Source organism: Butyricicoccus sp. OF10-2 (genome assembly GCF_003481925.1).
GTDB lineage: Bacteria > Bacillota > Clostridia > Oscillospirales > Butyricicoccaceae > Agathobaculum > Agathobaculum butyriciproducens.
Map to the genome: position 1 here is coordinate 123,107 of NZ_QUMC01000004.1, position 26,439 is coordinate 149,545.

Here is a 26,439-nt window from a genome sequence, read left to right on the forward strand (position 1 = left end):
AAGGTGTGACAAACATGGTATATGTATTACTGGCAGAGGGCTTCGAGGAAGTCGAGGCGTTGACTCCGGTCGATCTTCTGCGCCGCGCAGGCGTGGAGACCAGGCTGGTCGGTGTGACCGGTGCAACCGTGTGCGGTGCACGCGGCATCAATGTCGTAACCGACCTGTCCATGGACGAGGTTGACCTTGCAAAGGCCGATATGCTCGTTCTGCCGGGCGGCATGCCGGGCACGACCAATCTGTACGCGGACAAGCGCGTCACCGATGCGGTTCGCACGATGGCAGATGCAGGCAAGTACGTTGCGGCAATCTGCGCGGCTCCGTCCATCATTCTGGGCGGCATGGGTCTGCTCGAGGGCAAGAAAGCCACTTGCTATCCGGGCATGGAGGACGGCATGAAGGGTTCGACCCCGGAAAAGAAAAACGCAGTCACCGATGGCAGGATCATCACCGGCTGCGGCGTCGGCGGCGCACTGGATTTCGCGTGCGAGCTGATTACCGCGCTGTGCGGCAAGGCCAAGGCGGACGAGATCGCAGAGTCGGTCGTACATCATGTGTACGGATAAGAAAACGCTGCGGGGGCGATATCTTGCGGAACGGGCAAGCCTGTCCGCTGAGGAAAAGCAGGCGATTGATCGCGGTATTGCACAGAACATTCTGCAAAGTGGGTTCTATCAGCAGGCAGACTGCATTTTCTGCTATGTTTCGACTGCTGAGGAGATTGATACCCGTACGGTGCTCGAAAACGCGCTTGCGTCCGGCAGGACGGTCTGCGTGCCGCTGTGCGGCAAGGGAGGCAGCATGACCGCGCGGAAAATCACCGCGCTCTCCGAGCTGCAGACCGGTCACTACGGTATCCTGGAGCCGTCCGACACGGCGCCTGAGATTGCACCGGAGAACATCGACCTGATTCTTGCGCCTGCGCTCTCGTGCGACAGAAAAGGGTACCGTCTCGGCTACGGCGGCGGCTACTATGATCGGTTCCTCAGCCGGACAAACGCGGTCTGTGCGGCGCTGTGTGCATCGCAGCGCATGAGCGCAGCCCTGCCGCACGAGGCGTTCGACCGCTGCTGTCATTACATTATCACCGAAAGAGAGGTGCTGCGCACCGATGAATCAAGATAAACGCACACTGCTGCCGGGTCTCAGCCTGTTTGTGTGCTTCTGCCTGCTGACAGGCATGGAAAAGCTGATCACGCACTTCAATCTGCCGCCGTCGCTGATGGCGCTCGGTGAGATCGTGTGCTTCGGTTTGGCGCTTGCAATGGCGCTGCCCGGTATGGATCGGGAGCGCTTTAAGCAGCGTCTTGCATTCAAAATGCCGCGTAAGGGCGGCTGGCTGCTCATTTTGTTTATGGGCGCGGCGACCGCATTTGCCGCCCTCAGCCTGAACATGCTGGAATATCGTCTGCTGGCGCATACCGGTCTCCGGCTGACGATTGCATCCCTGCCGATGCCGCTCGGCGGTATGTCGTTTGCATGGCGGCTGCTGATCGGCGTTGTGATAGCAGCTCTGGTCGAGGAGCTCTATTTACGAGGTGCACTGTTCAGCGTGTACGGTGAAGAAGTCGGTACCTCGGCGTGCCTGCTGTTCGGCGGCATCGTGTTCGCACTGCTGCACGGCAGTCCGCTTGATCTGGCGGCAGGCTTCTGCGCCGGACTGGCGTTTACCTATCTGACCTATGTGTTTGATACCGTATGGGCGGCGGTACTTTCCCATGCTGCGGCGGCATTTGTCACCGTGGTGATGCAGTGGATAGCAGATACCTATGCACCGTTCGGCATTTGGAACATCCTGCTGCCGCTGACTGTGCTCTTTTTCCTGCTGTTCGCGTTCTTAACGCTGGACACACTGGGAAAAATGCTGGCGCGCGGTTCCATTCCGCACTTTGAGGTCAGCGCCGGCTGGTACGACCTGTGGCTGCTGGTGAAAGAGCCCGGATTTATTGTGTTCGTGCTGGCATTTGCCGGTAAAATCATTCTGAATTACTGGATCGGCTGAGGCCGACCCGCAGAGAGGTGAATTATGGATAATCATTTTAACAACGATGAAACGCGGCGCGTACCGCTGCCGGGTTCGGAATCGCCGGTGCCTGAGCAGTTCACGCCGGAGCATTTCGATGACGATCGGGAGCCGGAGCAGCCGCAGAAGCAGCCCAAACGCCGCCGCAGCCGCCGCCAGATGAACGCAGGCTGTGCAGGCTCGATGGTGTACATGATCGCAGTAGTCGGCGTTTCGCTGGTGCTGTCGATTGCCGCGCTGTTCATGGCAAACGACATTTTTGCCTTTGTCAAGGCGGATGCGGTCAAGGAAATCACGGTTTCGGAGAACACCTCGGTATCCTCGCTCGCCAAGGAGCTGGACGACCAGGGCGTTATCAATTATCATTCGGTGTTCAAGCTGTATCTGACGCTCAAGCACCAGACCGATACCTCGGTTCTGGCAGGCGCCTATCAGCTGAACCCGTCGATGGACTACGGTCAGATCGTAGATGCGCTGGCCAACACCGCAAGCACGGAGACCGTGCAGATTACCATTCCGGAGGGTTATTCCATCTCGCAGATCCGTCAGGTGCTGCTGGACAACCATATCTGCACCGAGGATGCGCTGGATGAGGTGCTGAATGACTATTCCTTCAAGCACGATTTCCTTGAGGATGAAAAACCGGCCGCGGAAGGCTGGCTGGAAGGCTATCTGTTCCCGGATACCTATGAGGTATACAAGGGCAACGCTGCGGTTGTCGATACCATCAACAAGATGCTCAACAACTTCGGCAACAAGTATGACGCGGACATCAAGTCCGGCGCGGAGAACCTCGGCCGTTCGATGCACGATATTGTCACGATCGCCTCTCTTGTCGAGCGTGAGGCACAGCGCGACGATGAGCGCGCACGCATTGCGGGCGTTATCTACAACCGTCTGAACAATTCCTCCGAGTTCCCGTATCTGCAGGTGGATGCATCCGTTCTGTATGGTCTGGGACGCACCGGCGGCAAGCTGAGCGACGAGGATCTCAAATCGGATTCCGAGTACAACCTGTACAACCACGAGGGTCTGCCGCCCGGACCGATCTGCAACCCGGGTTATGCTTCGCTGTACGCAGCAAGCCATCCGGAGGACAACAATTACTACTATTACGTTGCTATGCCGGACGGCTCGCACCTGTTTGCAAGCAGCTATGAGGAGCACGAGCGCAACATCGAGGCTTCTAATCAGGCACAGGCGCAGGCTGCAAACGCTTCGGCAGATACGACGACAACGGAGGCAAACGGTGAATAACACACCTGAATTACTGTCGCCCGCAGGCGATCTGGACAAAATGCGGTTTGGCATTGCCTACGGCGCGGATGCGGTCTATATGGCCGGAACGCGCTTCGGCATGCGTGCCGCTGCAACCAACTTTGACGATAACGCGCTGCGCGAGGGTATTGCCTACGCGCACGCGCACGGCGTCAAGTGCTACATTACAGTTAATATTATGCCGTCCAACCGCGACCTTCCGGCACTTCCGGCCTATCTGGAGCTGCTGCAGGACGCAGGCGCGGACGCACTCATCATCGCGGACGTAGGCGTGCTGCGCATGGCGCGCAGATACGCGCCCAAGGTTCCGGTGCACATCTCGACCCAGACCAGTATCCTTAACCACGAGGCGGCAAACTACTGGGCGGATGAAGGCGCCGAGCGTATCGTGCTCGCGCGCGAGCTTTCCCTTGAGGAGATCGCCGAAATCCGTGCAAAAACCCCGAAGGAACTCGAGATTGAGGCCTCGTTCATGGTGCTATGTGCATTTCGTACTCCGGCCGCTGCCTGATCTCGCAGTACATGACCGGCCGTGACGCCAACCATGGTGCATGCGCACAGCCGTGCCGCTGGAATTACTCTCTGATGGAGGAGAAGCGTCCGGGGCAGTTCTTCCCGGTCGAGGAGGACGGACGCGGCACCTACCTGTATAACTCCAAGGATATGTGCATGATCGAGCACGTTCCGGAGTTGATCGAGGCCGGTATTACCTCGTTCAAGATTGAGGGCCGCAACAAAACTGCGTACTATGCAGCCTGTGTCACCGGTGCATACCGTGCCGCGATCGACACCTATAAAAAGGACCCGGAAAACTTTGTTCTGCCGCAGTTCTGCCGCGATGAGGTCAATAAGGTCAGCCACCGCGAGTATTACACCGGCTTCTACTTCGGCAATCAGGAAAACGGACAGCATTACGGCGACAGCCAGTATATCCGCGAGTACGAGGTTGTCGGCATGCCGGTCGAGTGTGACGACAGCGGCAAAGCCGTGTTCGCACTCAAGAACCGCTTTTTCGATGGGGAAGAGCTGGAGCTGATTCAGCCGGGTCAGGCGCCGTATGTGTTCCGCGCAGAGAACGTCACTGATGACGAGGGCACGAAGCGTGAGCTGTTCAACGTGCCGCAGATGCGCGTAAACTTTGCGTTCCCGTTCAAGGTGAGCGAGTGGGCCATTTTGCGGAAGGTCAAGGAACGGCCGGAGTAAACAATCAATGAGGAGTTAGGAGGCAGGAGTTTCCTGCGTGCCGGCTTACCGTAGGGGGCGCACATTGTGCGCCCTTTTGCGGTGCCCCCTTGCAAATCGCTTGAACAGGCGAACACGGTTCGCCTCTACGGCATGGTTTCTCCTGCCTCTTATCTCCTGCCTTTTTATGAATGGTTGCAACGTATGATAAATTGTGGTATCATTACAATTAAGTATGGAAACCTTTCGGGGTGAATTGAACCGAAAAATTCTAAGCAAGGGAAGTATATACATGAGCGATAACCAGAAGAAAACGATTTTCTCCGGCGTGCAGCGTCCGGCAAGCTGACGCTGGGTAACTATTTGGGTGCTATCCGCAATTTCCCAATCCTGCAGGAGCAGTACAACTGCATTTACTGCGTGGTCGATCAGCACGCCATCACGGTCCGGCAGGAGCCTGCGGCGCTCCGCCGTGCAACGCTTGAACTGATCGCGCAGTACATTGCCTGCGGTCTGGACCCGGAAAAGAGCATTCTGTTCATCCAGAGCCATGTGCCCGCGCATGCGGAGCTGGCGTGGGTGCTCAACTGCTTCACCATGTTCGGCGAGGCTTCCCGCATGACCCAGTTCAAGGACAAATCCGCCAAGCATGCGGACAACATCAATGTCGGTCTGTTCACCTATCCGGTTCTGATGGCGGCAGACATTCTGCTGTACCAGACCGATCTTGTTCCGGTTGGCGTGGATCAGAGCCAGCACATCGAGATCTGCCGCGACATTGCAAACCGCTTCAACAATCTGCATCCGAACACCTTTACCATTCCGGAGGGCTACTACCCGAAGGTTGGCGAGGGTGCCAAGATTACCAGCCTGGTTGACCCGAACAGCAAAATGAGCAAGTCCGACCCGAATCCGAACGGCTACATCCTGCTGATGGACAAGCCGGAGGATATTATGCGCAAGTTCAAGCGTGCGGTTACCGACTCGGATTCCCGCATTATCTTTGACCCGCAGAACAAGCCGGGTGTTTCCAACCTGCTGCAGATTTACGCACTGGCGACCGGCAAGACCATCGAACAGGCGGCAGCCGAGTTTGACGGCAAGGGCTACGGTGAGTTCAAGCCCGCAGTCGGCGAGGCCGTTGTCGAGCTGCTGCGTCCGATTCGTGAAAAGACCACCGATCTGCTGAACAACAAGGATTATCTGGAGCAGGTCTACAAGGAGGGCGCACAGAAGGCCTCTTATCTGGCGCGCAAAACGCTGGATAAGGTTTATCGAAAGGTAGGCTTTGTCGCACGCTGAGCCAAAAGGGAGTAAACCATGTCTGAATATATTGTCATCGGCACGATCATTGCAGCGTTTGCCGTAGCTGCCGTGCTGAGCTATTTTTTCACACCGCCGGTCAAGAATTTTGCACATAAGGTCGGCGCGATCGACGTGCCGAAGGATGCACGCCGCATGCACAAAAAGCCGATCCCGCGGCTGGGCGGTCTGGCCATTTACGGCGGCTTCCTGTGTTCGATTCTGATTTTCGGGCAGCTCGATGAGACCATGCTGTGCGTCTTGCTCGGAGCGGCCATCATTGTCGCACTCGGTATTTTCGATGATGTGCTGGCGCTCGGCGCCAAGCTGAAATTCGTGGTGCAGATTGTAGCGGCAGCTATTCCGGTCTGCATCGGCGACCTGCAGATTGGTCTGTTCACCAATTTGAATCCGCTGTCGGATACGCCGTTTGTCCATCTCGGCATTCTGGCAGTGCCGGTCACGATTATCTGGATTGTCGGCATCACGAATGCGGTAAACCTGATTGACGGTCTGGACGGACTTGCGGTCGGTGTTTCGTCCATTGCGGCGATTACCATGCTTGCTGTTGCGCTGCTGACCGGCAACATGCCGATTGCCATCACGATGGCGGCGCTCGCCGGCGCGTGCATCGGCTTTATGCCGTACAACCTCAACCCGGCTAAGATCTTCATGGGCGACACCGGCTCGACCTTCCTCGGTTACATGCTGGCAACCGTGTCCATCATGGGTCTGTTCAAATTCTACGCAGTCATCTCGTTTGCGGTGCCGTTCCTGATTCTCGGCCTGCCGATTTTCGATACAGCCAATGCCATCATCCGCCGTGTGGCGGCAGGCAGAAGTCCGATGAGTCCGGACCGCGGCCATGTGCATCACAAGCTGATCGATATGGGCTTCAACCAGAAGCAGGCGGTTGCTATTCTGTACGCTATCAGCGCAACGCTCGGTCTTACCGCCGTGGTGCTCACCTCGTCCGGCGAGGTTAAGGCGATCGTGCTGCTGCTGGCGGTTTTGGCTGCAATTCTGGTAGGTGCATGCATCATTTACGGTGCGGAGCACTGGAGCAAACACGCATCCGAAAACAAGGAGGATAAAGACGATGAATAAAATCAAGGTAATGACGGTTTTCGGCACCCGCCCGGAGGCCATTAAGATGGCGCCGCTGGTGCACGCGCTCGAGCAGAATGAAAACACCGAATCCATTGTATGTGTTACCGCGCAGCACCGTGAGATGCTCGATCAGGTGCTCGATATTTTCGACATCAAGCCGGATTACGACCTGAATATCATGCAGCCGCGTCAGACGCTGGCGACCATTACCGAGAAGAGCCTGCACGGTCTGGATGAGGTGCTCGAAAAGGCACAGCCGGACATCGTGCTCGTCCACGGTGATACCTCGACCACCTTTGCCGGTGCGCTTGCGGCGTTCTATCACAAGGTGCCGGTCGGTCATGTAGAGGCCGGTCTGCGTACCTATGATAAGTACAGCCCGTTCCCGGAGGAAGTGAACCGTAAGCTGACCGGTCAGATTGCAACGCTGCACTTTGCGCCGACTCCGCGCAACCGTGATAATCTTGCGAAGGAAGGTATCACAGACGGCGTGTTTGTCATGGGCAACACGGTTGTTGACGCGATCCACATGACCGTAAAGCCGGATTTCGAGTTCCGTGATGAGCAGCTCAAGACGCTGGATTTTGAGAACAACCGCGTTGTCCTCGTTACCGCGCACCGCCGCGAGAACTACGGCGAGCCGATGGAGAATATCTGCCGCGCCATTGCCGAGCTGAGCGAGGCATACCCGGATGTACATTTCGTTTATCCGGTGCACCTCAGCCCGTATGTCCGCGAGACTGCGGAGAAATTCCTCGGCGGCAATAACCGCATTCACCTCATCCATCCGCTGGCCGTGGACGAGATGCATAACCTGATGGCACGCTGCTATCTCATCATGACCGACTCCGGCGGACTGCAGGAGGAGGCGCCCAGCCTCGGCAAGCCGGTTCTGGTGCTGCGCCGCGAGACCGAGCGTCCGGAGGCCATCGAGGCAGGTACGGTCAAGCTGGCAGGCGTGGAGCAGGCCAATATCGTTAAGCTCGCGCGCGAGCTGTTCGACGATAAGGACGCTTACGAAAAAATGGCGCACGCTGTCAATCCGTACGGCGACGGAAAGACCTCGCAGCGTATCGTGCAGGCGATCGAGCAGTATTTTGGTCTGCGCGAGGACGGTCCGGCTCCGTTTAACCCGTGAAACCCGTAAAAAAAGAGAAGCACACACCGAAACACTATCTGCCGGACACTACGCCGAAGATTGCGGCTGCGGGCGCTACCGTGCTCGTGCTGTTGGTGGTGCTCAGCTTTGTGCTGTCCTCCGGCTGGATGCACGGCAGCAGCACCGGCATTATCCTGCCCGGCAGTGAGGGCGATTCGCCAACGGTTGGCACAGGCAGTGCGCTGCTCACCGGGCAGAGCGTGGATGATATTACCATCGATATCAATAACGCCAAGACCGTCATTGCGACGCTCGCACGTCCGACAGCATACAGCAGCAGGATCGAGAACACGATCTACTATGATGGCGGCTCGGCGGCTCTGTACTGCCATGCTATGCGCGGGATAATGTTATGCGCACGGATACACTCGGTAGTGACAATCAGGTGCAGTCTACGCTGATTCGCGTTCCGGACGGCAAGGTGTATGCGTGGAATGCAGGGGACAGCATTGCATATCAGGCAAAGCCGGCGATTTTACCGATGATGCAGCTGCTATGCTGCCGACTTACGAGGATGTTCTGGCTGATGAAGTACAGCTGACTGCTGCCGGTCGGCAGGACATTAACGGTGAACCGTGTATTGTCGTTACATTTGAGCAGGACGGCTACCGCTGTGTATATGGCATTTCAACGGTCAGCGGTTTGTTGGCGCAGGCGTCGTTCTATGACGGCGATACCCTGACGCGCAAAGTCACCGTCAGCGAGATCAGCACGGAAACGCCGGACAGTGAATTGTTTACGCTGCCGGACGGCGAAAGCGTTATATAGAAAAAGTGGAGAGTGGAGATTGCAGAGTGGAGAGACAGCGAAACCGTTTCGCTATCTTCACTCTTAACTCTCCACTCTTCACTCTGATAGAAGGAGATTGCACATAAATGTCTGAATATATTAAGATTTCACCGGAGATTCGTGCGCTCGGCCGTGAGGCTGAACGCGAGATCCGTCCGTATTTCGAGCGTCTCGAGGAGATCTGTGACCGCAACACCGAGAAGGTGCTGGCGGCATTTGCGAAGAACCGTGTATCCGACAACCTGTTTGCCGGTACGACCGGCTACGGCTACGACGACTACGGCCGTGACACGCTCGACAAGATCTACGCCGATATTTTCGGCACCGAGGCAGCACTCGTGCGCATCGGCTTTGTAAACGGCACACACGCGCTGTCCTGCGCGATGTTTTCCGCCGTCAAGACCGGCGACACCGTGCTGTCCGTCACCGGACTGGCGTATGACACGCTGCAGAACACGATCACCGGCGATTACTGCGGCAGTATGAAAAGCTACGGCATCGGCTACAAGCAGGTTGACCTCAAGAACGGCGAGCCTGACCTGCCTGCCATCAAGGCAGCGGCGGCAGATGAGAATATCAAGCTGGTATTCATTCAGCGCAGCCGCGGCTACGGCGTCCGCAAGACGCTTTCCGTCGAGGAAATCGGCGAAATCTGCAAGACCGTGCGTGAGGTCAATACGACTGCGGCCATCATGGTCGATAACTGCTACGGCGAATTCACCGAGGAGATCGAGCCGACGCAGGTCGGTGCGGACATCATCGCAGGCTCGCTCATCAAGAACCCGGGCGGCGGTCTGGCCCCGACCGGCGGCTATATTGCAGGCCGTGCGGATCTGGTCGAGAACGCCTCCTATAAGCTGACCGCACCCGGCATCGGCGGTGAATGCGGCTGCACGATGGGTCAGAACCGGCTGCTGTATCAGGGCCTGTTCATGGCGCCGCACGTTACCATGCAGGCCATCAAGACCGCGATGTTCTGCGCAAAGGTCATGGAAAAGCTCGGCTACGAGGTAAGCCCGAAGGCAGAGGAGCCGCGTTACGACATCATCCAGACCATCGCGTTCGGTGCGCCTGACCCGCTGCGCCGCTTCTGTGAGGGCATTCAGGCCGGTGCGCCTGTCGATTCCTATGTAACGCCGGAGCCGTGGGCAATGCCGGGTTATGATGATCAGGTTATCATGGCTGCAGGCGCGTTCGTGCAGGGCGCGTCCATTGAGCTTTCCGCCGATGCACCGATGCGCGAGCCGTATGTCTGCTATATGCAGGGCGGCCTGACGTATGAATCGGGCAAGCTGGGTATTTTGCTTGCTGCGGATAAAATTACCAGGGCAAAGGCACAGTAATGGAGAATTGAGAATGGAAAATGGAGAATGATGCTATTCTGCATTTTTCAATTCCTCATTTTTCATGCGAAATCGGTTGACAAAGTGCGGATATGAGCGTTATAATAAGTCTGTATTTATTAAGTTATAGGCAATGACGGAAATCCTGTTTTCCGAAAAGCATTTGGCAGAGAGCGTGCGCCACGGCTGCAAGCACACGCAATGCGGAGAAAACAGTACCGATTCCCGAGCCGCACAGCGGAAAAACGCAGTATGCTGTGCCGTGTCGTTCGCGTTAAGAACTCCGAGCGGCAGTCCTGCAAGGGCTGCAAGCAGGGTGGAACCGTGGGCAAGCGCTCACCCCTGAATTTACCAGGGGTGAGCGCTTTTTTGTTGCTGTGCAGCAAAATGTAATGTGTTACATCTAATTAGTAATTACTAACTACTAATTCACAAGAAAGGTCTGAATAAAAGTGTCCGAAGATAACAAGTACACGTTTGAGAACAAGGAATACCGAGACACCTACCGTCACACGGTATCGCACATTCTCGCGCAGGCAGTAAAGCGCCTGTATCCGGAGGTCAAGCTGGCCATCGGTCCGTCCATCGACAACGGCTTCTACTACGATTTTGATGCGCCGTTTTCCTTCACGCAGGAGCACCTCGATGCTCTCGAGGCAGAGATGCGTAAGATCTGCAAGGAAAAGGAGAAGCTTGAGCGCTTCGAGCTGCCGCGCGCGGAAGCCATCAAGTTCATGGAAGAGCGCGAGGAGCCGTACAAGGTAGAGCTGATTAACGATCTGCCGGAGGACGCTACCATTTCCTTCTACAAGCAGGGCGAGTTCACTGACCTGTGTGCAGGCCCGCATCTGGACTCCACCGGCCGCGTAAAGGGCAACGGCATCAAGCTGATGAACGTTACCGGCGCTTACTGGCGCGGCGATTCCTCCAAGAAGATGCTGCAGCGTATTTACGGCACCGCATTCCCGAAGAAGGACGAACTCGACCAGTACCTCAACATGCTGGAGGAAGCGAAGAAGCGCGACCACCGCAAGCTGGGCAAGGAGCTCGGCCTGTTCATGCTGACCGAGGAAGGCCCCGGTTTCCCGTTCTTCCTGCCGAACGGCATGACCCTCAAGAACACCCTGATCGACTACTGGCGCGAGGTTCACAAGCGCTACGGCTATGTTGAGGTCTCCACTCCGATGATCCTCAACCGTAAGCTGTGGGAGCGCTCCGGTCACTGGGATCACTACAAGCAGAATATGTACACCACCGTCATCGACGACGAGGATTACGCAATCAAGCCGATGAACTGCCCGGGCGGCATGCTGGTCTACAAGGCTCAGCCGCACTCCTACAAGGAGCTGCCGCTGCGTGTCGGCGAGCTGGGTCTTGTACACCGCCACGAGCTGTCCGGCGCACTGCACGGTCTGTTCCGTGTGCGCTGCTTCACGCAGGATGACGCGCACATCTTCATGACCTGGGACCAGATGAAGGACGAGATCAAGAACGTTGTCCGTCTGTTCGATGAGGTTTACTCCACCTTCGGTCTGACCTATCAGATCGAGCTGTCTACCATGCCGGAGGATCACATGGGTGACCTCAAGGACTGGCAGTTTGCGGAAAAGACCCTCGCAGAAGCGATTACTGAGATTGGCAAGGACTAGGCGTTGTCAACGAGGGCGACGGCGCGTTCTACGGCCCGAAGCTGGACTTCCATCTGGCAGACTCCATCGGCCGTACCTGGCAGTGCGGCACCATCCAGCTGGATATGCAGCTGCCCGAGCGTTTCGAGCTTGAGTACACCGGCGCAGACGGCGAGAAGCACCGTCCGGTTATGATCCACCGCGTTGTCCTCGGCTCTATTGAGCGCTTCATCGGCGTTATCACCGAGCATTTTGCAGGCGCATTCCCGACCTGGCTGGCACCGGAGCAGGTTCGCGTTATGCCGATGACCGACCGCAATATTCCGTGCGCACAGGAAGTTGTTAAGCAGCTGACCGATAAGGGCTTCCGCGTAACCATGGACGAGCGTAACGAGAAGATTGGCTATAAGATCCGCGAAGCACAGGTTCACAAGGTTCCGTATATGATCGTCATTGGCGACAAGGACGAGGAAAAGGGTGTTATCTCGGTTCGTACCCGCAAGACCGGCGAGACCACCGCTATGGAGACCGGCGAGTTTATCGAGAAGCTCGCATATGAGGTTGAGAATAAGCTGAAGTAAGCAGCAAAACGGAGAGCGGAAGCAGTATTCCGTTCTCCGTCACAATAGAATAAAGGTACATAGAGTTTTGTCATGTATGCAGGGAGGGTGCAACATGAAAAAATTTGTTTTCGCGTGTCTGATGGCAGGTCTGATGACTTGTGCCGCCGGTGCGGCACAGGTTGGTACGATCAACAACAGCTATCCCGGCGATACCGAAGCGCAGGCGCGGATGCTTTACGATCTCGGGCTGTTTAAAGGCACCGACAAGGGCTTTGCGCTGGAGAAATCCATGACCCGCGCAGAGGCCTCGGTGATGCTGACCCGCCTGCTTGGCGCAGAAAAGACCGCGCTGGCAGGAAACTGGAAGCATCCGTTTACCGATGTACCGCAGTGGGCGGACAAATACGTCGGCTGGCTGTATCAGAATGGTTTGACCAAGGGCGTTTCCGCGACACTGTACGGCTCGCAGCGCAATGTCACCTGCGACCAGTATTGCATTTTTCTGACGCGGGCACATTTGGATGCGGACAGCTATCAGGGTACGGCTTTTGTCGATAACGATGAGGTACGGCAGACGGATGAGGAGGGCTTTATCCGCGGAGATGCGGTTTCGCTCTCGGCGCGGCTGCTCAGTACGAACTACGCGAAAAATGGCGATGAAAGCGACCGCAGTGTGGCGGAAAAGCTGATCGACGACGGCGTTTTCACGGCGGAACAGTTCAAAAATGCGGCATGGGACGTTCTGCCGCGTGATTACAGCAATGATTACCAGTACGATGGCAAATGGAACCTGATTGCTTCGCCATTCGTCTGCCAGATTGCAGATGTGACAGTGGCGCAGTGTCCGATTGATGGCGTGCAGCCTGTCAGCGGTACAGACCGTTATGCGCAGAGTGATATGAGGCAGTCGGACTTGATCCTGTACTTCATGGACAGCAAGACGATGGCGCTGACGCAAGTGCTCTCGCTGCCGAAAGAAAGTTCTGTGGAATATCTCGGCAGCGCCGGAGAAACCGACTATCTGTTGATATTCAACAAGGAAACGGAAACGTATTCGCTGTGCTCGGTACGCAGCGATACGGTCAAAACCGAACTGACTCTGACCGAAGCACAGCAGCAGCGGGCAGAACGCACTGTTTATCAGAGCGCACACGGCTGCATCATCTGCACGGACGAGACGACCAGTTATAAGCTCACTGAAACAGGGGTGGAGCCGTTGGGCGTGGCAGCGGGTATCTGCCGGCTGACGGATGACGGCATGACTGTTACGCAGAAATGTACGGCGGACGAGACCGTGCTGACGGCGTATAACTGGGACGGTCAAAAGACAGACCGCTATACCATCTCGAATGCGTATCAGTCGGATGATGCCGAGGTGCGCAAGCATTTTGCACCGCAGATATTTGGCAGTGACGGTGTGCTGTTCTGGGGCACAGCCGGGCTGTACCGCGAAGAGAACGGCCGTCTGGTACAGGTGACAGACTCTCCGGTCATCGGCGTAAAGCAGGATGCCGATGGGGCTTATTATGCTGTTTCCTGCGATAAATCTGAGCGGACGGAATACTATTCGGATGGTATCGGATACATGGCCGGTGATATGCTCGTGCGTATCGCGCCGGATGGAACGCAGACCACGCTTGCAACACTCGATGACATTCTGATCGACGAGGTAAAGACGGTCAAAAGCGGTGCTGTTCGCTTCACAATCGCTATTCCGACAGAGGGCCATAGAAGCGGACACTATACCTGCCTGTTGAAAGACGGAAATATTACCGTTCGGTCGGCAACCGATGATGTATTCTACATCTGGGGCAACGATGCGCTGGAAAACGAACAAGAGAAAATAGATAAGATTATTGCGAACCAGAAAGGTGAAGAATAATGGCAGAAAAGAAAAAGCTGGTCAGCGAGATCACGTCCATGGACGTGGACTTCGCGCAGTGGTACACAGATATTGTTAAAAAGGCTGAAATGGCCGATTATTCGTCTGTAAAGGGCTGTATCATCATGCGTCCGTACGCACAGGCGCTGTGGGAGAACATCCAGCACACGCTGGACGGCATGTTCAAGGAGACCGGTCACGAGAACGTGGCAATGCCGATCTTTATCCCGGAAAGCCTGCTGCAGAAGGAAGCCGACCACGTTGAAGGCTTCGCGCCGGAGTGTGCATGGGTAACACACGGCGGCAACGACAAGCTGGAGGAGCGTCTGTGCGTTCGTCCGACCTCGGAGACGCTGTTCTGCGAGCATTACGCAAAGATCGTTCGCTCCTGGCGCGACCTGCCGAAGCTGTACAACCAGTGGTGCTCGGTTGTCCGCTGGGAAAAGACCACCCGTCCGTTCCTGCGCAGCCGTGAGTTCTGGTGGCAGGAGGGTCATACCGTTCATGCTACCGCTGAGGAGGCTATGGAAGAGACTCTGCGCATGCTGAACATCTACGCGAAGTTCTTCGAGGAATGGCTGGCCATTCCGGTCGTTAAGGGCGAAAAGACCGAGAAGGAGCGCTTCGCCGGTGCAGAGAATACCTACACCATCGAGGCTATGATGCACGACTGCAAGGCTCTGCAGTCCGGTACCTCGCACTACTTCGGTGATGGCTTTGCACGCGCATTCGGCATGCAGTACACCGATAAGAACAACACCCTGCAGTATATGTATCAGACCTCTTGGGGCGTTTCCACCCGTATCATCGGCGCGATCATCATGACGCACGGTGATAACGAGGGTCTGGTTCTGCCGCCGCGCATCGCTCCGACCCAGCTGGTTGTTATTCCGGTTGCGGCTCACAAGGAAGGCGTCAAGGAGAAGGCAACCGAGCTGTACGAGCAGGTCAAGGCAGCGGGTATCCGTGCCAAGATCGACCTGAGCGACAATACCCCGGGTTGGAAGTTTGCCGAGTACGAGATGAAGGGCATTCCGCTTCGTCTGGAGGTTGGTCCGCGCGATATCGCTGAGGGTCAGTGCGTACTGGTTCGCCGCGACACCCGCGAAAAGACCGTTGTTAAGTTCGAGGATCTCGAAAAGACCATTCCGGCACTGCTGGAGGATATCCAGAAGTCGCTGTATGAGAAGGCGCTCGCAAACCGCGAGGCGCATACCTATACCGCAAAGTCTCTTGACGAGATGAAGTCCATCCTTGCTGAGCACACCGGCTTTATCAAGTCCATGTGGTGCGGCGACCTCGCCTGCGAGGAGAAGGTCAAGGAAGAGACCGGTATGCCGAGCCGCTGCATGCCGTTCGAGCAGGAGCACATCGCAGATACCTGTCCGGTCTGTGGCAAGCCTGCAAACAAGATGGTTGTCTGGGGCATCGCGTACTAAGCGAAGTCTCAGAACCAAAAAACTGCACAGGAAAAGTCCCTCATCAGTCGATGAGGGACTTTTTGCACCAATAGAGAAATTTTTCAGCAGATCGAACGGTTTGTGCGGCAGTGAAAGGCTATTTACTGGTTCTGATAGTAACACAAGTAGCGGCTCAAATATTCATTGACATTCATAGTTTCGGTCAAGAGACCCGAACCGGAGTATCTCGAGCTGTACGCTATCCATCAGCCGCATGTCAACTGCTGCGCGTAAACGGGTAAAGATGATTATCTGCAGGAATTATTGCCGCTGCAGGAATTGTTATTGCCGCAGCCGCAGCCGCTGCGATTGTCATTTACGCCGGCACTGCCGGTGAACAGGCAGCCTGCCTTGTCGCTCTGCGGCGGGAAAAAGGCGTCGATAGGGAAGTCAAAGCTCGAGAAGATCTCGCACGGGTCCTGCTCACCGCCGACACCGCTGTTCGAGCAGTCGCGCCGCGGCAGACATACGTCGTAAGCGGGCATGAGCAATTGGATGTCGCGCTCGAGCCGGATGATCGAGAACTGACCGAGGGTTACGAACAGCTGATAGCCATCGTTGCTGAGCACGAGATCGTCACCGCCGAAGCACGAGCAGATTGAACGGGGTACTTCGTGCAGAGCGCAGCAGCAGCAGTTGCAGCTGGTTTCCGGCGCTACCACACGCGCGTCCAGCATGATCGGATCAACGACTTCTACGACTGCAGTCGGCTTGTTGCTGTCAGGCCGCAGCTGCACATCGCGGCCGTCCTCGATATACTGCGAGGAAAAGATGCGCGCGCCGCCTTCACCGCCGAACAGTACAACGCGTTTGTCAAATACCGCCAGACCGTCCACGATACGCGGACGACCGATTACGCAGCTGATTTCACATTCAATGCGGTAGAAAAAGCGGATATCAACGCTGTAGAAACCTCGATTAAACTGAATCCGCTCAACATCAATAGAAACGCAGAGCAGTTCTGCTTCACGTGGCTTTACAGATGCAATGCCGCCGGCATTGATCAGCTCCTGCGCATCGCGGGTGAGATACACGCGAATGTCACGCAGGCACTCCTTACTGCGGCAGGAGTCATAAACCTTTTTGGTGTGGACGCAGACCGCTTCGCGGAAGCCGCCTGCACTGTTGCCGTTATTGCCGCCGATAGGACCCGGGCAGCAAACTTTTTCAGCCATGTATATTACCTCCAAACAAAAATTGAAGCAACTTCAGTATCAATCTATTCGGAGATTTTCCGGGGTGTTACATTAAGAAGTCCCTCTGTACCTTCAATACAGGGGGACTTCCGTCAAAGAGGGATGGGGCTGTTTATACGTCCATCCAGACGCCTCCGGCCGTATGGCTGCGCACACAGGCCTCGACAAAGCGAACGCCGAGCACGCCTTCCTCCACAGTCGGAAAGGTGTCGGTCGTGTTCTCACGACCTGCCTTGCGATCGGAGAGCACATTGCAGAACGAACGGTAAATATTCGAGAACGCCTCGATAAAGCCTTCATTATGGCCTGCACCGACGCGGGAAAGCCGCGTGCTGGCATCGAGCAGATAGTCTGCACCGGCGGACAGCCGCTGACTCGGCTGGCTGCGCGGCGTGTAGATCAGGTGGTCGCAGTCGGTCGCGGTCCATTCGAGCGAGCCTTCGGTGCCGATGACGTAGATGCCGCTGTCACACTCGTGTCCAATCGCAATCTGGGATGCCCAGAGCGTACCGGTTACGCCGCCCCCGAAATCCATCAGCACATTTACATTGGTATCGAGCGACAGATCACGCGGATAGGTATCCATCATCGCCAGAACGCGCTTGACGTGCAGACCGGTAACTGCGTTACCATCTGCTCTGCATGTGTGCCGAGATCGTTTGCACACAGCGAGGAACCGACCTTTTTCGGCTGAAAACGCCATGCCGAGGTGTCCACCTTGCCGTCAACCGCACCGGAAATGACCCAGTCCTCCGGATGCTGCACGCGGACGTGCAGAATATCACCGATTACACCTGCGCGAATCATCTCACGCGCCTGACGGATGAGCGCATAGCCGGTGTACGAATACGTTATGCCGAACAGCAGACCGCGCTCCTCTGCAATGCGGGCAAGCTCCTCGGCTTCCTCAGTGCGGAGCGCAAGCGGCTTGTCGCATATAACGTGGATGTCATGCTCAAGAAAGCACTTTGCAATCTCGTAATGCGTATCGTTTGCCGTCATGATGGAGACAAAATCAATACCGTCCTCACGCGCGGACTCCTTGTCTGCCATTTCGCGGAAATCTGCATACACGCGGCTGGTGTCAGGCAGGTGATACGCCTCAGCGGTCGCGCGGTTCTTATCCATGCTGCGGGAGAAGCAGCCGCAGACCAGCTCGGCGGAATCGTCCAGCATAGCGCCCCAGCGGTGGAATTTGCCGATGTATGAACCAAGCCCGCCGCCAATCATACCAAATTTCAGCATAAATAATTGCTCCTTACATTTTACATATCAAAGTTTACGGCCGCTACCTTTCCCGAGGTCTGCGATGCGATCATTGCATCCGCGATGCAGCAGGCTGCAAAGCCGTCCTTGCTGCCCGGACCTGCGGTCGGCTCAATGCCGCGCAGATGGTTGATCCAGTGCTGCAGCTCATTATCATAAGCCTTCGGGAAACGTTCTGCCCAGTTGTCTATAATCTCATTGCCGACCTTGAGACGCGAACGGACGATTGGTTCTGCGGGCAGCGGCAGACGGATTGTGCCCTTTTCACATACAATTTCCATGCCGATCTCGTAGCCGTAATAGCTGTTGACCGAGCATTCCACGTCAATCAGGATGTTGCTCTCGGTCCACATGAGCGCCAGCTGTGGGTCATTCAGACCGTCAGCAGCGAACGCGGTGTTGCGTGCCGCCAGCATTTGACCGCGGACAAGCTCCTCGCCAAACAGCCAGCGAAACTGGTCGATCTCGTGGATGAGCACATTAGTTACCTGCATGGCGTTGGTAAATCCGGCTGCGATGCGCGGCGTGCGGCTGATGCAGTGCGCCATCAGCGGCTTGCCCAGCTCACCGGAATCCAGAATGGCCTTGATCTTACGGTAATCCGGGTCATAGCGGCGCATAAAGCCGACCTGCACCAGATTCCTGCCGGCAGCCTGCTCAATGCGGACAATCTCGGCGCAGTCCGCATTGGTGGTTGCCAACGGCTTTTCGCAGAATACCGGCTTGCCGGCTGCGATGGCCTTGTTAGTCATCTCGGCATGAACGCCGTCCCACGCAGTGATGACGATAGCGTCAACCTTGTCGGATGCGATGAGCGCGTCCACGCTCTCCATACTCTCCGCACCGTATGCAGCAGCGAGCGCATCCGTCTTTTCCTTATTGATATCGTACAGCGCGGTGACAGCAACGCCGTCGATCCGCTTGGTCAGTCGCTTGAGGTGCTCCTGACCGATAGAGCCGCCCGCACCGATGATACCTGCCGAAATCGTTTTCTTCTCCATGATCTGTGCCTCCTTTTGTTCTGCGTGGCTCACTTTATGCCTCTATTATAGAACAAAATTGCATAAAGTTACGTCAGAAAATTAACCTGTTCTATGCAGAAATTAACATCAGAAGTTTATGGAGCGGAATTTACTCGGCGTCATTTTCTCGCGGCTGCGGAATACGCGGGAAAAGTGGCTTGCGCTGTTGAAGCCGCTCTGCTCGGCGATCTGCTCGATGGAGAGCGCCGAACCGGTCAGCAGCACCTTTGCGTGACGCAGACGCTGCTCCTGCAGATAATCATGCGGACGGAAGCCGATGTACCTGGCAAAACAGCGAATGAGATGCGTGACACTTACATGGCACAAATCGGCAAGTGTTTCGAGCGTGGCCTCTTCCCGAAAGTGCTCGGCGATATACTCGACCGCCGGACGAATCACCTTGGGAATATCCGGCTTGGTGTCCGGCGCGGCAAGACAGCACAGTACGGATTGGATGCCGACCGAAATGCGGTGCTCATGGTACACCTGCTGGTCTACGTAGTAGAAAATCTGCTCAAAATACGGGAGAATCTCATGATTCCCATCAAAGCAGATGCCGGTGCCGCCGGTCAGCAGCCGGACATAAGCCGTGCTTTCGTCGCCGGAAAAGTGAAACCAGAGGAGCTCGGTCGACCCGGTGACGTAATACCGGTGGGGAAGGCGGCGGTCCATGGTAGCGTCCGTACTGGATAAGGTACTACAGATGCTCCCGCGCAAACGGAGATGGAATGGTAAAGTCCACACGCGACGAAAGCAGCAGGCCTTTGTCGGGTGGTTTCACAGGCATCACCTTCATGAGAGTATACAAAAATTGTAGTGCGGATTTGCTCAAAGAGTAAGAACCTATCCGGCAGATTGTCTGAAATGCACATGGAAAACGGGGAATTAACCCATCAAATCCTCATCGGTGACGAAAAACTCGTTGTCGAGTTCCGCGCACCGACGGTCTAGCTCAGAGGTCGTGCCGAGCGTGCGGCGCACGGCATCGTACTCGGCTTTCGCGCGGTTGTTTACCTTGCCGGTTCGCGTTGCGCGGATGAGCAGGTTTTTCGGGGTATCGAGCGGCGAAATATACTCAACGACAGACACCTTGTAGCCTTCGGCTTCCAGTTTGAGCGCACGCATGCTGTCGGTCAGCACATCGTTAAAGCGCGCCTTGAATACGCCGAATTTGGTCAGCGGCTCGAGTCCGGGCATGGTGTACTGATCGAGCAGTTCCTTGTGGCAGCACGGCACGCACGCGATGTATTTCGCCTTGGCGCGGATTGCCGTACCGAGCGCGAGGTCGGTCGCAATATCGCACGCGTGCAGCGAAATCACAGCAGTAACGTTTTTCGGCGGCTGATACGTCCGCAGATCCGCACAGATGAATGTCATGTTGTGGTAGCCAAGACGCTTCGCCATCGCACGGCTCTCGTCAATAACGTGCTCCTTGATATCCACGCCGATAACGCGGCAGCGACGATGCAGCACCTCGTGGATATAGTAATTCATGACAAAGCTGAGGTAGGATTTGCCGCAGGCGCAGTCCAGCAGCACAATTTCGTCGCTGTCGTCCTGCTCGAACATGGGTGCAACCAGTTCGACGTAGTGGTCGATCTGATTGTACTTGCGGATCATGTCGTTTTTCAGCTTGCCGTCTGCGGTCAGGATGCCGATCTCGCGCAGCAGCGCTGCCGCCTGATCGACACGAATGAGGTACTGCCGGCCGCTGTCGAGCAGCGGATTGGCGGCAGCCGCCTTTTCCTCGGCGGTCGCTTCGCGCTCGGCCTGCTTCATCTGCACGCCGCGTGCCGTCACGGACAGCGTAACAACCGTGCTGCGCTCGGTGTAGGTGAGCACGCTCTCGTCGTATTTCTCGGCCTGCTCGGCAAAGAAGGTACAGAATTCAGCCGCGTCTACGCGGCGGTCGCTGCCCTGAAAATGCAGCGTGTAGTCCTCGTCCGCGCGGGACAGCTTTGCGTCAAATTTCTTTTTGCCGGAAACCAGAGTACAGTCTGCCTGCACAAAAAATCGCGGTTTTTGGTCAGCCGCGCCGAAATGCCTGCCAGCAGCAGCTTGAGCTTCGCGGAATCTCCCTTTTGCATGGATGTCACAACCTTTATTGTAATGTTTTTGTTTTAGTATAGCACAACGGAAAGCATTTCCGCAATTCCAAAGTATAATTTGTGGAAACGAGTGAGATAATATTACCGAAATCACAAAAGGAGGTCATTCTCTATGAGTAACGATCGCTGCAACAAGTCTATCCACTGCACGGTGGAGCAGTGCGCAAACCATTGTCCGACCGCTTCTTACTGTGCGCTGGACAGCATTACCGTTGGCACGCACGAGGCTAATCCAACGGTGGATCAGTGCACCGACTGTAAGTCCTTCCAGCGAAAGTGCTGCTGATTTCCCCTCGCAATGCCGAAAAGGGAGCCGGATTTGTCCGACTCCCTTTTCGGGTTTACCTATTAAAAATAAAGCGTTGGAATGCGCTGTGCTTTGACCTCGGAATCCTGCAGAACATATTGATTGAGCCACGCCACAAAGGCTTCCGCGCCGTCGAAGCAAAGTGCCTTTGTGCCGTCCGGCGCAGTAACCCAGTAATCATGCTCGGTCGATGACTGCAGCCATTTGTCAAATTCAGCCTGATAGACTCGCGCATTTTCGGCGACAAACGCCGGAACAGACAGCAGGCACTGACCGTTCTGTCCCAAATCCAGAAAAATAAACGAAGTGTTCTGCGACTGATTATTCATTCTCCATCCTCCATCTTCAACTCTCCATTTTAAGCTCCGGCATCACCACATGCCGCATGGTCAAGTAGCACGCCAGACCGCCGATGCAGTTGGACACCGGCTCTGCTGCAAATACGCCGCTCACGCCGAGATTCCAGCAGTACGGCAGCAGCAAAGTCAGGGGCACAACAATGAACGCCTTGCGCAAGAGAGAGAAGAACACCGCGTATTTCGCCCGGCCCAACGCGCGGAACGTACTCTGACCGGAATACTGGAACGCCATCATCACAAAGCCGAAAAAGTAAATGTGCAGCGCCGGAACAGCCGCCGCGACCAGTTCCGCGTCCTGATTGAAAATGCGGATGAACAGGGCAGGAAAGAGAGAGACCAGCATCCAGACAAGCATGGTGTACCCGATAGCAATCTGCGTCATAAACCGGATAGCGTCTCGGGTGCGCTTGTACAGACCGGCGCCGTAGTTGTAGCTGATGGCGGTAGATGCACCATCCGCGATGGCGAGCACCGGCGTCTGTGCGATCTGGCGCACGGAGTTAAGTACGGTCATGACGCTGATGTACAGGTCTCCGCCGAAACCGCGCAGCATGGAATTGCACGCCACCTGCACGAGCATATCCGTAAACGACATGACAAAGCTGGCGATGCCGAGCACGGTAATGTGCTGGATACAGTGCCAGTCCGGACAGAAACCGCGGAAATCCAGCTTTAACTCGGCTTTTTTGCCGGTTAAAAACTTGACAACCCATGCAGCAGACAGAAACTGCGACAGTACGGTTGCGATAGCAGCGCCGCGCACGCCGAGGTGCAGTGCGAAAATGAAAATCGGGTCGAGCACGATGTTGGCTGCCGCGCCGAGCGCCACGGTGAGCATGCCGATTCGGGCAAAGCCCTGACAGTTGATGTACGGATTGAGACCGAGCGACAGCATGACGCATAGCGTACCGAGCAAGTAAATCACGATGTACGAGGACGCATACGGGTACGTTACCTCACTGGCGCCGAACAGGTACAGCAGCGGGCGATGGAACGCGATGCCGAGCACGGTCAGCACGGCACCGCTCAGCAGCAACATAAAGCCGGCGTTGACCATGATGCCTTGTGCGCCTTCACGGTTGCCTTTGCCGCGCGCCATCGCGCAGAGCGGAGCACCGCCCAGTCCGAACAAATTGGCAAACGCGGTAATGAGCGTCACAAAAGGGAAGCACAAGCCGATACTCGCCAGCGCAAGCGTGCCCTCGCCGGGGATCTTGCCGATATAAATACGGTCTACAATATTATACAGCAGATTGAGCAGCTGCGCGATCAGCATCGGTGTGGCCACCGCAAGTATCCTGCGGCGGATGCTGCCCTGAGAAAAGTCGATTTGCTGCAAACGAATACAGTCCTTTCAAAATCAGAAAAAGCAGGGAGAAGTCCAAGCTTCTCCCTGCTTTATTGTATCACTGCTGCTGATTTTCGTCAAGAATCCAGCAAAATCAGTGCGCGGTACAGTATTTCGCACGCCGTTCGGCGGTCGAGCGGAGTTTCGGGATTCTGCGCCTGCGCCGAGGTGAGCACGGAGACCCGTTCAAGACGGCTCATTGCCGGCTGTGCCCAGTCCTGCGGCGAATGGTCGGACATCGACCAGGCGTACTGCACACCGCTCAGCGTGCCGTCAAGCAGGTGATCGAGCACCACGCCGGCTTCAGCGACTGTGATGGGTTTCTCGCCGCGAATCTCACTCACGCCGGAGGCGGTCGCGTAGCCGCTGACCAGTCCGTTTGCGGCTGCGGCGCTGATATACGGCTTGGCCCACGCAGAAAGTCCGCTGTCGTCCGCAAAATCGGTCTGTTCTGTCGGCGCAACGGACAGGTCTGCCGCGGCGGCTGTCATGGCGATGAACTCACTGCGTGTTACCGCTCGGCTGGGATGGAAAAACGCACAGCTGCCGATGGTTTCTCCGGTCATTACGCCTTTCTGCGCCAGATAGATCGCCGCGTAATGTGCCGGATCACCGTCCATGTCCGAGTAGGTGAGTCCGGTCTTATTCTTTTTGATTTCAATCGTGATAGCGGCAGGCTGCGCTGTATTGCCCTCGGCATCCACGGCGGTATAGCGGAAGCTGTCGCGTCCGGCTTTGCGGCCCGGTGTGTAATATAAGGTACTGCCCTCGATCTTCGCTGTGCCCAGCCGCGGCTTTTCGGTCAGTTGATAGAGCACAACGTCGTTATCCGCGTCGGTCGCGGACAGCCTGGCCTCCACGGCGATATCCACGCAGGTCTGCGCCGTGACCGGCTGCACCACCGGTGCATTGTCCGCCGCCTGTGCAGTTACTGCGGCAGCGCCGATCAGTCCCGCATAGGCGAGCACGGTTGCGAGCAGCACCGCAATGATGCGAATCTGCCTGTTTTTCAAAATCCTTCACCCTTTCCGGTCGTTTCTTCTATCGGAAAGTATGCACGCGGCTGTTAAATTTTATACCGGATCGGCAGAATTCCGGTCTGTGTATGTTTTCTTCCTGTCGGGAAACGGAAAATTCCGCAAAAGCCCTTGCCGAAAACGCAGAAATGTGGCATAATTCTATTATATATACATTGGGAAAACAGAAAGGAGATTGGCGATGGAAAATCATCAGCTTGTTCTGGTGCTCGACTTCGGCGGTCAGTACAATCAGCTGATTGCACGACGCGTCCGCGAACATAATGTTTACTGTGAGGTTAAGCCCTATAAGACCTCGATTGAGGAGATCAAGGCGCTCAATCCGATCGGCATCATCTTTACCGGCGGTCCGAACAGCGTTTACGAGGAAAAATCCCCGAAGTGTGATCCGGCTCTGTTCGAGCTGGGCGTACCGGTTCTGGGCATCTGCTACGGCTGTCAGCTTATGGCGCATACCCTCGGCGGCGAGGTAACCGCAGCACAGGAGGACACTGCGCGCGAGTACGGCAAGACCGAGACCTTCTACAACACGGACTGCAAGCTGTTCAAGGGTCTGCCGGAGCAGGGCATTTCCTGGATGAGCCACGGCGACTACATGGCAAAGGTGCCGGAGGGCTTCGAACTGGTCGCTCACACCGATATGTGCCCGACTGCTGCCATCGCTGACGAGAAGCGCGGCTTCTACGGCGTACAGTACCATCCGGAGGTAAACCACACCGAGAACGGTTCGCTCATGCTGAAGAACTTCCTGTACGAGGTCTGCCATGCAAAGGGCGACTGGACCATGGGTGACTACAAGAACAGCTCCATCAAGGCCATCCGAGAGAAGGTCGGTGACGGCAAGGTTCTGCTGGCGCTGTCCGGCGGCGTTGACTCCTCGGTTGCAGCTGCTCTGCTGGCTGAGGCAGTAGGCAATCAGCTGACCTGCGTATTCGTAGACCACGGTCTGATGCGCAAGAACGAGGGTGATGAGGTTGAGGCAGCTTTCTCCAAGTGGGACATCAACCTGATCCGCATGAACGAGGAGGACGCATTCCTCGGCGCGCTCAAGGGTCTGACCGATCCGGAGGACAAGCGCAAGGCCATCGGCGCACAGTTCATCCGCACGTTTGAGAAGATGGGCAAGCAGATCGGTGAGCAGGTCGGCAAGATCGACTATCTGGCACAGGGCACTATCTATCCGGACGTGATCGAGTCCGGCAAGGACGATGCCGCTGTCATCAAGAGCCACCACAACGTAGGCGGTCTGCCGGATTTTGTGGACTTCAAGGAGATCATTGAGCCGCTGCGCATGCTGTTCAAGGACGAAGTTCGTCAGCTCGGCTTTGAGCTGGGCCTGTCCGAGCAGCTGGTTATGCGTCAGCCGTTCCCGGGTCCGGGTCTCGGCATCCGTATTACCGGCGAGATCACCAAGGAGAAGTGCGACATTCTGCGTGAGGCAGACGCAATCTTCCGCGAGGAGATCGCAAATGCAGGCCTGGACAAGGAGATCAACCAGTATTTTGCCGTTCTGACCAACACCCGCACCGTAGGCGTTATGGGTGACAGCCGCACCTACGATTACGCACTCGCGCTGCGCGGCGTAACCACCAGCGACTTCATGACCGCTGACTGGGCGCGCATCCCGTACGAGGTGCTTGATAAGGCTTCCAGCCGTATCGTAAACGAGGTTGTCGGCGTAAACCGTATTGTGTATGATATTACCAGTAAGCCGCCGGCTACGATTGAGTGGGAATAATCTTCTCTGGCTAACACCTTGAAAACGCAAAAAAATTTTTGCAACACTTTTGTAACACGTTAGTAATTTTCGAATACGAAACATCCTAAAAAATTGGCCGCCAACTCGCTTGCCCATTCCGAGTTGGCGGCTTCTTTTTGTGTTAATGTGTATACACACAGTCAAATTATTATACAGACGAGTGGGATCCTGTCAAGATTTATGCGCAAAATTATTTGCAGACTCGATTAAGGGGGTGCGGACAAAATCTTGGACTATGCCGATAGGCCGAGTTTTTGTCTATACTCCAGCGGACTAAGTCCACCAAGAGATATCTTAATTCGCTTTTCCCGATACCAA

At 56.0% G+C, this 26,439-nt stretch carries 22 protein-coding genes and 4 pseudogenes; 17 read left to right on the top strand and 9 right to left on the bottom strand.

What is annotated here, in order from left to right; all coding sequences use genetic code 11:
• Positions 1-14: 14 nt before the first annotated feature.
• The 15 genes and pseudogenes from DXB00_RS03975 (at position 15) to proS (ending at position 15,698) form a co-directional block, all read left to right on the top strand.
• Positions 15-566, top strand: a complete 552-nt coding sequence (locus DXB00_RS03975) for a DJ-1 family glyoxalase III (protein ID WP_118729469.1) — start codon at positions 15-17, stop codon at positions 564-566.
• Positions 553-1,125: a 5-formyltetrahydrofolate cyclo-ligase gene (locus DXB00_RS03980; RefSeq protein WP_118729470.1), complete on the top strand. Its 573-nt coding sequence runs from the start codon at positions 553-555 to the stop codon at positions 1,123-1,125. The genes DXB00_RS03975 and DXB00_RS03980 overlap by 14 nt, the downstream gene beginning before the upstream one ends.
• Positions 1,112-2,002 (top strand): CPBP family intramembrane glutamic endopeptidase, encoded by an 891-nt coding sequence (locus DXB00_RS03985; protein WP_118285527.1) that lies wholly within the window; start codon positions 1,112-1,114, stop codon positions 2,000-2,002. Before DXB00_RS03980 ends, DXB00_RS03985 begins: the two co-directional genes overlap by 14 nt.
• 24 nt (positions 2,003-2,026) lie before the next feature.
• Entirely contained in the window at positions 2,027-3,280 is a 1,254-nt protein-coding gene (gene mltG / locus DXB00_RS03990; protein ID WP_118729471.1) for an endolytic transglycosylase MltG, read from the top strand.
• A gap of 199 nt (positions 3,281-3,479) precedes the next feature.
• A pseudogene (locus DXB00_RS16995) lies at positions 3,480-4,141 on the top strand (peptidase U32 family protein); the annotation flags it as partial.
• Between the two features lie 114 nt (positions 4,142-4,255).
• On the top strand, positions 4,256-4,504 hold the full coding sequence (locus DXB00_RS17000; RefSeq protein WP_243107153.1) for a U32 family peptidase C-terminal domain-containing protein: 249 nt from the start codon (positions 4,256-4,258) through the stop codon (positions 4,502-4,504).
• Positions 4,505-4,775: 271 nt separating this feature from the next.
• Positions 4,776-5,785 (top strand): annotated as a pseudogene (trpS, locus tag DXB00_RS04000) (tryptophan--tRNA ligase).
• Between the two features lie 18 nt (positions 5,786-5,803).
• Complete coding sequence (locus DXB00_RS04005; RefSeq protein ID WP_117491700.1) at positions 5,804-6,892, top strand: MraY family glycosyltransferase; 1,089 nt, start codon at positions 5,804-5,806, stop codon at positions 6,890-6,892.
• Positions 6,885-8,033, top strand: a complete 1,149-nt coding sequence (wecB, locus tag DXB00_RS04010) for a non-hydrolyzing UDP-N-acetylglucosamine 2-epimerase (protein WP_118729473.1) — start codon at positions 6,885-6,887, stop codon at positions 8,031-8,033. The genes DXB00_RS04005 and wecB overlap by 8 nt, the downstream gene beginning before the upstream one ends.
• The gene (locus DXB00_RS04015; protein ID WP_119214556.1) at positions 8,030-8,455 is read left to right on the top strand and encodes a hypothetical protein; all 426 of its coding nucleotides are present in this window, start codon (positions 8,030-8,032) and stop codon (positions 8,453-8,455) included. Before wecB ends, DXB00_RS04015 begins: the two co-directional genes overlap by 4 nt.
• 94 nt (positions 8,456-8,549) lie before the next feature.
• On the top strand, positions 8,550-8,822 hold the full coding sequence (locus tag DXB00_RS04020) for a hypothetical protein (RefSeq protein WP_119214557.1): 273 nt from the start codon (positions 8,550-8,552) through the stop codon (positions 8,820-8,822).
• Between the two features lie 107 nt (positions 8,823-8,929).
• Complete coding sequence (locus DXB00_RS04025) at positions 8,930-10,186, top strand: methionine gamma-lyase family protein (protein WP_118729475.1); 1,257 nt, start codon at positions 8,930-8,932, stop codon at positions 10,184-10,186.
• Between the two features lie 452 nt (positions 10,187-10,638).
• A pseudogene (gene thrS / locus DXB00_RS04030) lies at positions 10,639-12,395 on the top strand (threonine--tRNA ligase).
• 94 nt (positions 12,396-12,489) lie between these two features.
• Entirely contained in the window at positions 12,490-14,259 is a 1,770-nt protein-coding gene (locus DXB00_RS04035) for an S-layer homology domain-containing protein (protein WP_158578308.1), read from the top strand.
• Entirely contained in the window at positions 14,259-15,698 is a 1,440-nt protein-coding gene (gene proS, locus DXB00_RS04040; RefSeq protein ID WP_110436840.1) for a proline--tRNA ligase, read from the top strand. The genes DXB00_RS04035 and proS overlap by 1 nt, the downstream gene beginning before the upstream one ends.
• A 269-nt stretch (positions 15,699-15,967) precedes the next feature.
• Here the strand turns inward: proS and DXB00_RS04045 are convergent, their stop codons facing one another.
• From DXB00_RS04045 to DXB00_RS04070, 5 genes and pseudogenes are all read right to left on the bottom strand, one after another.
• Complete coding sequence (locus DXB00_RS04045; RefSeq protein ID WP_118285535.1) at positions 15,968-16,894, bottom strand: hypothetical protein; 927 nt, start codon at positions 16,892-16,894, stop codon at positions 15,968-15,970.
• Between the two features lie 133 nt (positions 16,895-17,027).
• A pseudogene (locus tag DXB00_RS18115) lies at positions 17,028-18,160 on the bottom strand (Gfo/Idh/MocA family oxidoreductase); the annotation flags it as partial.
• A gap of 20 nt (positions 18,161-18,180) precedes the next feature.
• Positions 18,181-19,182, bottom strand: coding sequence for a Gfo/Idh/MocA family protein (locus tag DXB00_RS04060; protein ID WP_118729478.1), 1,002 nt, complete (start codon positions 19,180-19,182; stop codon positions 18,181-18,183).
• A gap of 108 nt (positions 19,183-19,290) precedes the next feature.
• The gene (locus DXB00_RS04065) at positions 19,291-19,875 is read right to left on the bottom strand and encodes a helix-turn-helix domain-containing protein (protein ID WP_118729479.1); all 585 of its coding nucleotides are present in this window, start codon (positions 19,873-19,875) and stop codon (positions 19,291-19,293) included.
• Positions 19,876-20,088: 213 nt separating this feature from the next.
• Positions 20,089-21,210: a class I SAM-dependent methyltransferase gene (locus tag DXB00_RS04070; RefSeq protein ID WP_118729480.1), complete on the bottom strand. Its 1,122-nt coding sequence runs from the start codon at positions 21,208-21,210 to the stop codon at positions 20,089-20,091.
• A gap of 213 nt (positions 21,211-21,423) precedes the next feature.
• On the opposite strand from DXB00_RS04070, the gene DXB00_RS04075 reads away from it, so the two are divergent.
• Positions 21,424-21,597 carry a DUF1540 domain-containing protein gene (locus DXB00_RS04075; RefSeq protein ID WP_118285538.1) on the top strand — a complete coding sequence of 58 codons (174 nt, stop codon included), beginning with the start codon at positions 21,424-21,426 and terminating at the stop codon, positions 21,595-21,597.
• Between the two features lie 62 nt (positions 21,598-21,659).
• Here DXB00_RS04075 and DXB00_RS04080 read toward each other — a convergent pair whose 3' ends face one another.
• From DXB00_RS04080 to DXB00_RS04090, 3 genes are all read right to left on the bottom strand, one after another.
• Entirely contained in the window at positions 21,660-21,947 is a 288-nt protein-coding gene (locus tag DXB00_RS04080) for a hypothetical protein (protein ID WP_118729481.1), read from the bottom strand.
• A gap of 16 nt (positions 21,948-21,963) precedes the next feature.
• The gene (locus DXB00_RS04085; RefSeq protein WP_407926632.1) at positions 21,964-23,316 is read right to left on the bottom strand and encodes an MATE family efflux transporter; all 1,353 of its coding nucleotides are present in this window, start codon (positions 23,314-23,316) and stop codon (positions 21,964-21,966) included.
• An 86-nt stretch (positions 23,317-23,402) separates the two neighbouring features.
• A complete protein-coding gene (locus DXB00_RS04090) occupies positions 23,403-24,338 on the bottom strand; it encodes an S-layer homology domain-containing protein (RefSeq protein WP_118729483.1) in 936 nt (311 codons plus the stop codon).
• Positions 24,339-24,543: 205 nt separating this feature from the next.
• On the opposite strand from DXB00_RS04090, the gene guaA reads away from it, so the two are divergent.
• Positions 24,544-26,100 (top strand): glutamine-hydrolyzing GMP synthase, encoded by a 1,557-nt coding sequence (gene guaA / locus DXB00_RS04095; RefSeq protein ID WP_117491254.1) that lies wholly within the window; start codon positions 24,544-24,546, stop codon positions 26,098-26,100.
• A gap of 254 nt (positions 26,101-26,354) precedes the next feature.
• On the opposite strand, the gene DXB00_RS17900 is transcribed toward guaA, so the two are convergent.
• Positions 26,355-26,439 (bottom strand): IS3 family transposase (locus DXB00_RS17900; RefSeq protein ID WP_330427911.1); only part of this gene is annotated, 85 nt, incomplete at its 5' end.

Bases quoted from the DNA above. Each gene is read 5' to 3' on its own strand.
- DXB00_RS03975 (WP_118729469.1), top strand. From the start codon at position 15: ATGGTATATGTATTACTGGCAGAGGGCTTCGAGGAAGTCGAGGCGTTG.
- DXB00_RS03980 (WP_118729470.1), top strand. From the start codon at position 553: ATGTGTACGGATAAGAAAACGCTGCGGGGGCGATATCTTGCGGAACGG.
- DXB00_RS03985 (WP_118285527.1), top strand. From the start codon at position 1,112: ATGAATCAAGATAAACGCACACTGCTGCCGGGTCTCAGCCTGTTTGTG.
- mltG (WP_118729471.1), top strand. From the start codon at position 2,027: ATGGATAATCATTTTAACAACGATGAAACGCGGCGCGTACCGCTGCCG.
- DXB00_RS17000 (WP_243107153.1), top strand. From the start codon at position 4,256: ATGCCGGTCGAGTGTGACGACAGCGGCAAAGCCGTGTTCGCACTCAAG.
- DXB00_RS04005 (WP_117491700.1), top strand. From the start codon at position 5,804: ATGTCTGAATATATTGTCATCGGCACGATCATTGCAGCGTTTGCCGTA.
- wecB (WP_118729473.1), top strand. From the start codon at position 6,885: ATGAATAAAATCAAGGTAATGACGGTTTTCGGCACCCGCCCGGAGGCC.
- DXB00_RS04020 (WP_119214557.1), top strand. From the start codon at position 8,550: ATGCTGCCGACTTACGAGGATGTTCTGGCTGATGAAGTACAGCTGACT.
- DXB00_RS04025 (WP_118729475.1), top strand. From the start codon at position 8,930: ATGTCTGAATATATTAAGATTTCACCGGAGATTCGTGCGCTCGGCCGT.
- DXB00_RS04035 (WP_158578308.1), top strand. From the start codon at position 12,490: ATGAAAAAATTTGTTTTCGCGTGTCTGATGGCAGGTCTGATGACTTGT.
- proS (WP_110436840.1), top strand. From the start codon at position 14,259: ATGGCAGAAAAGAAAAAGCTGGTCAGCGAGATCACGTCCATGGACGTG.
- DXB00_RS04045 (WP_118285535.1), bottom strand. From the start codon at position 16,894: ATGGCTGAAAAAGTTTGCTGCCCGGGTCCTATCGGCGGCAATAACGGC.
- DXB00_RS04060 (WP_118729478.1), bottom strand. From the start codon at position 19,182: ATGGAGAAGAAAACGATTTCGGCAGGTATCATCGGTGCGGGCGGCTCT.
- DXB00_RS04065 (WP_118729479.1), bottom strand. From the start codon at position 19,875: ATGGACCGCCGCCTTCCCCACCGGTATTACGTCACCGGGTCGACCGAG.
- DXB00_RS04075 (WP_118285538.1), top strand. From the start codon at position 21,424: ATGAGTAACGATCGCTGCAACAAGTCTATCCACTGCACGGTGGAGCAG.
- DXB00_RS04080 (WP_118729481.1), bottom strand. From the start codon at position 21,947: ATGAATAATCAGTCGCAGAACACTTCGTTTATTTTTCTGGATTTGGGA.
- guaA (WP_117491254.1), top strand. From the start codon at position 24,544: ATGGAAAATCATCAGCTTGTTCTGGTGCTCGACTTCGGCGGTCAGTAC.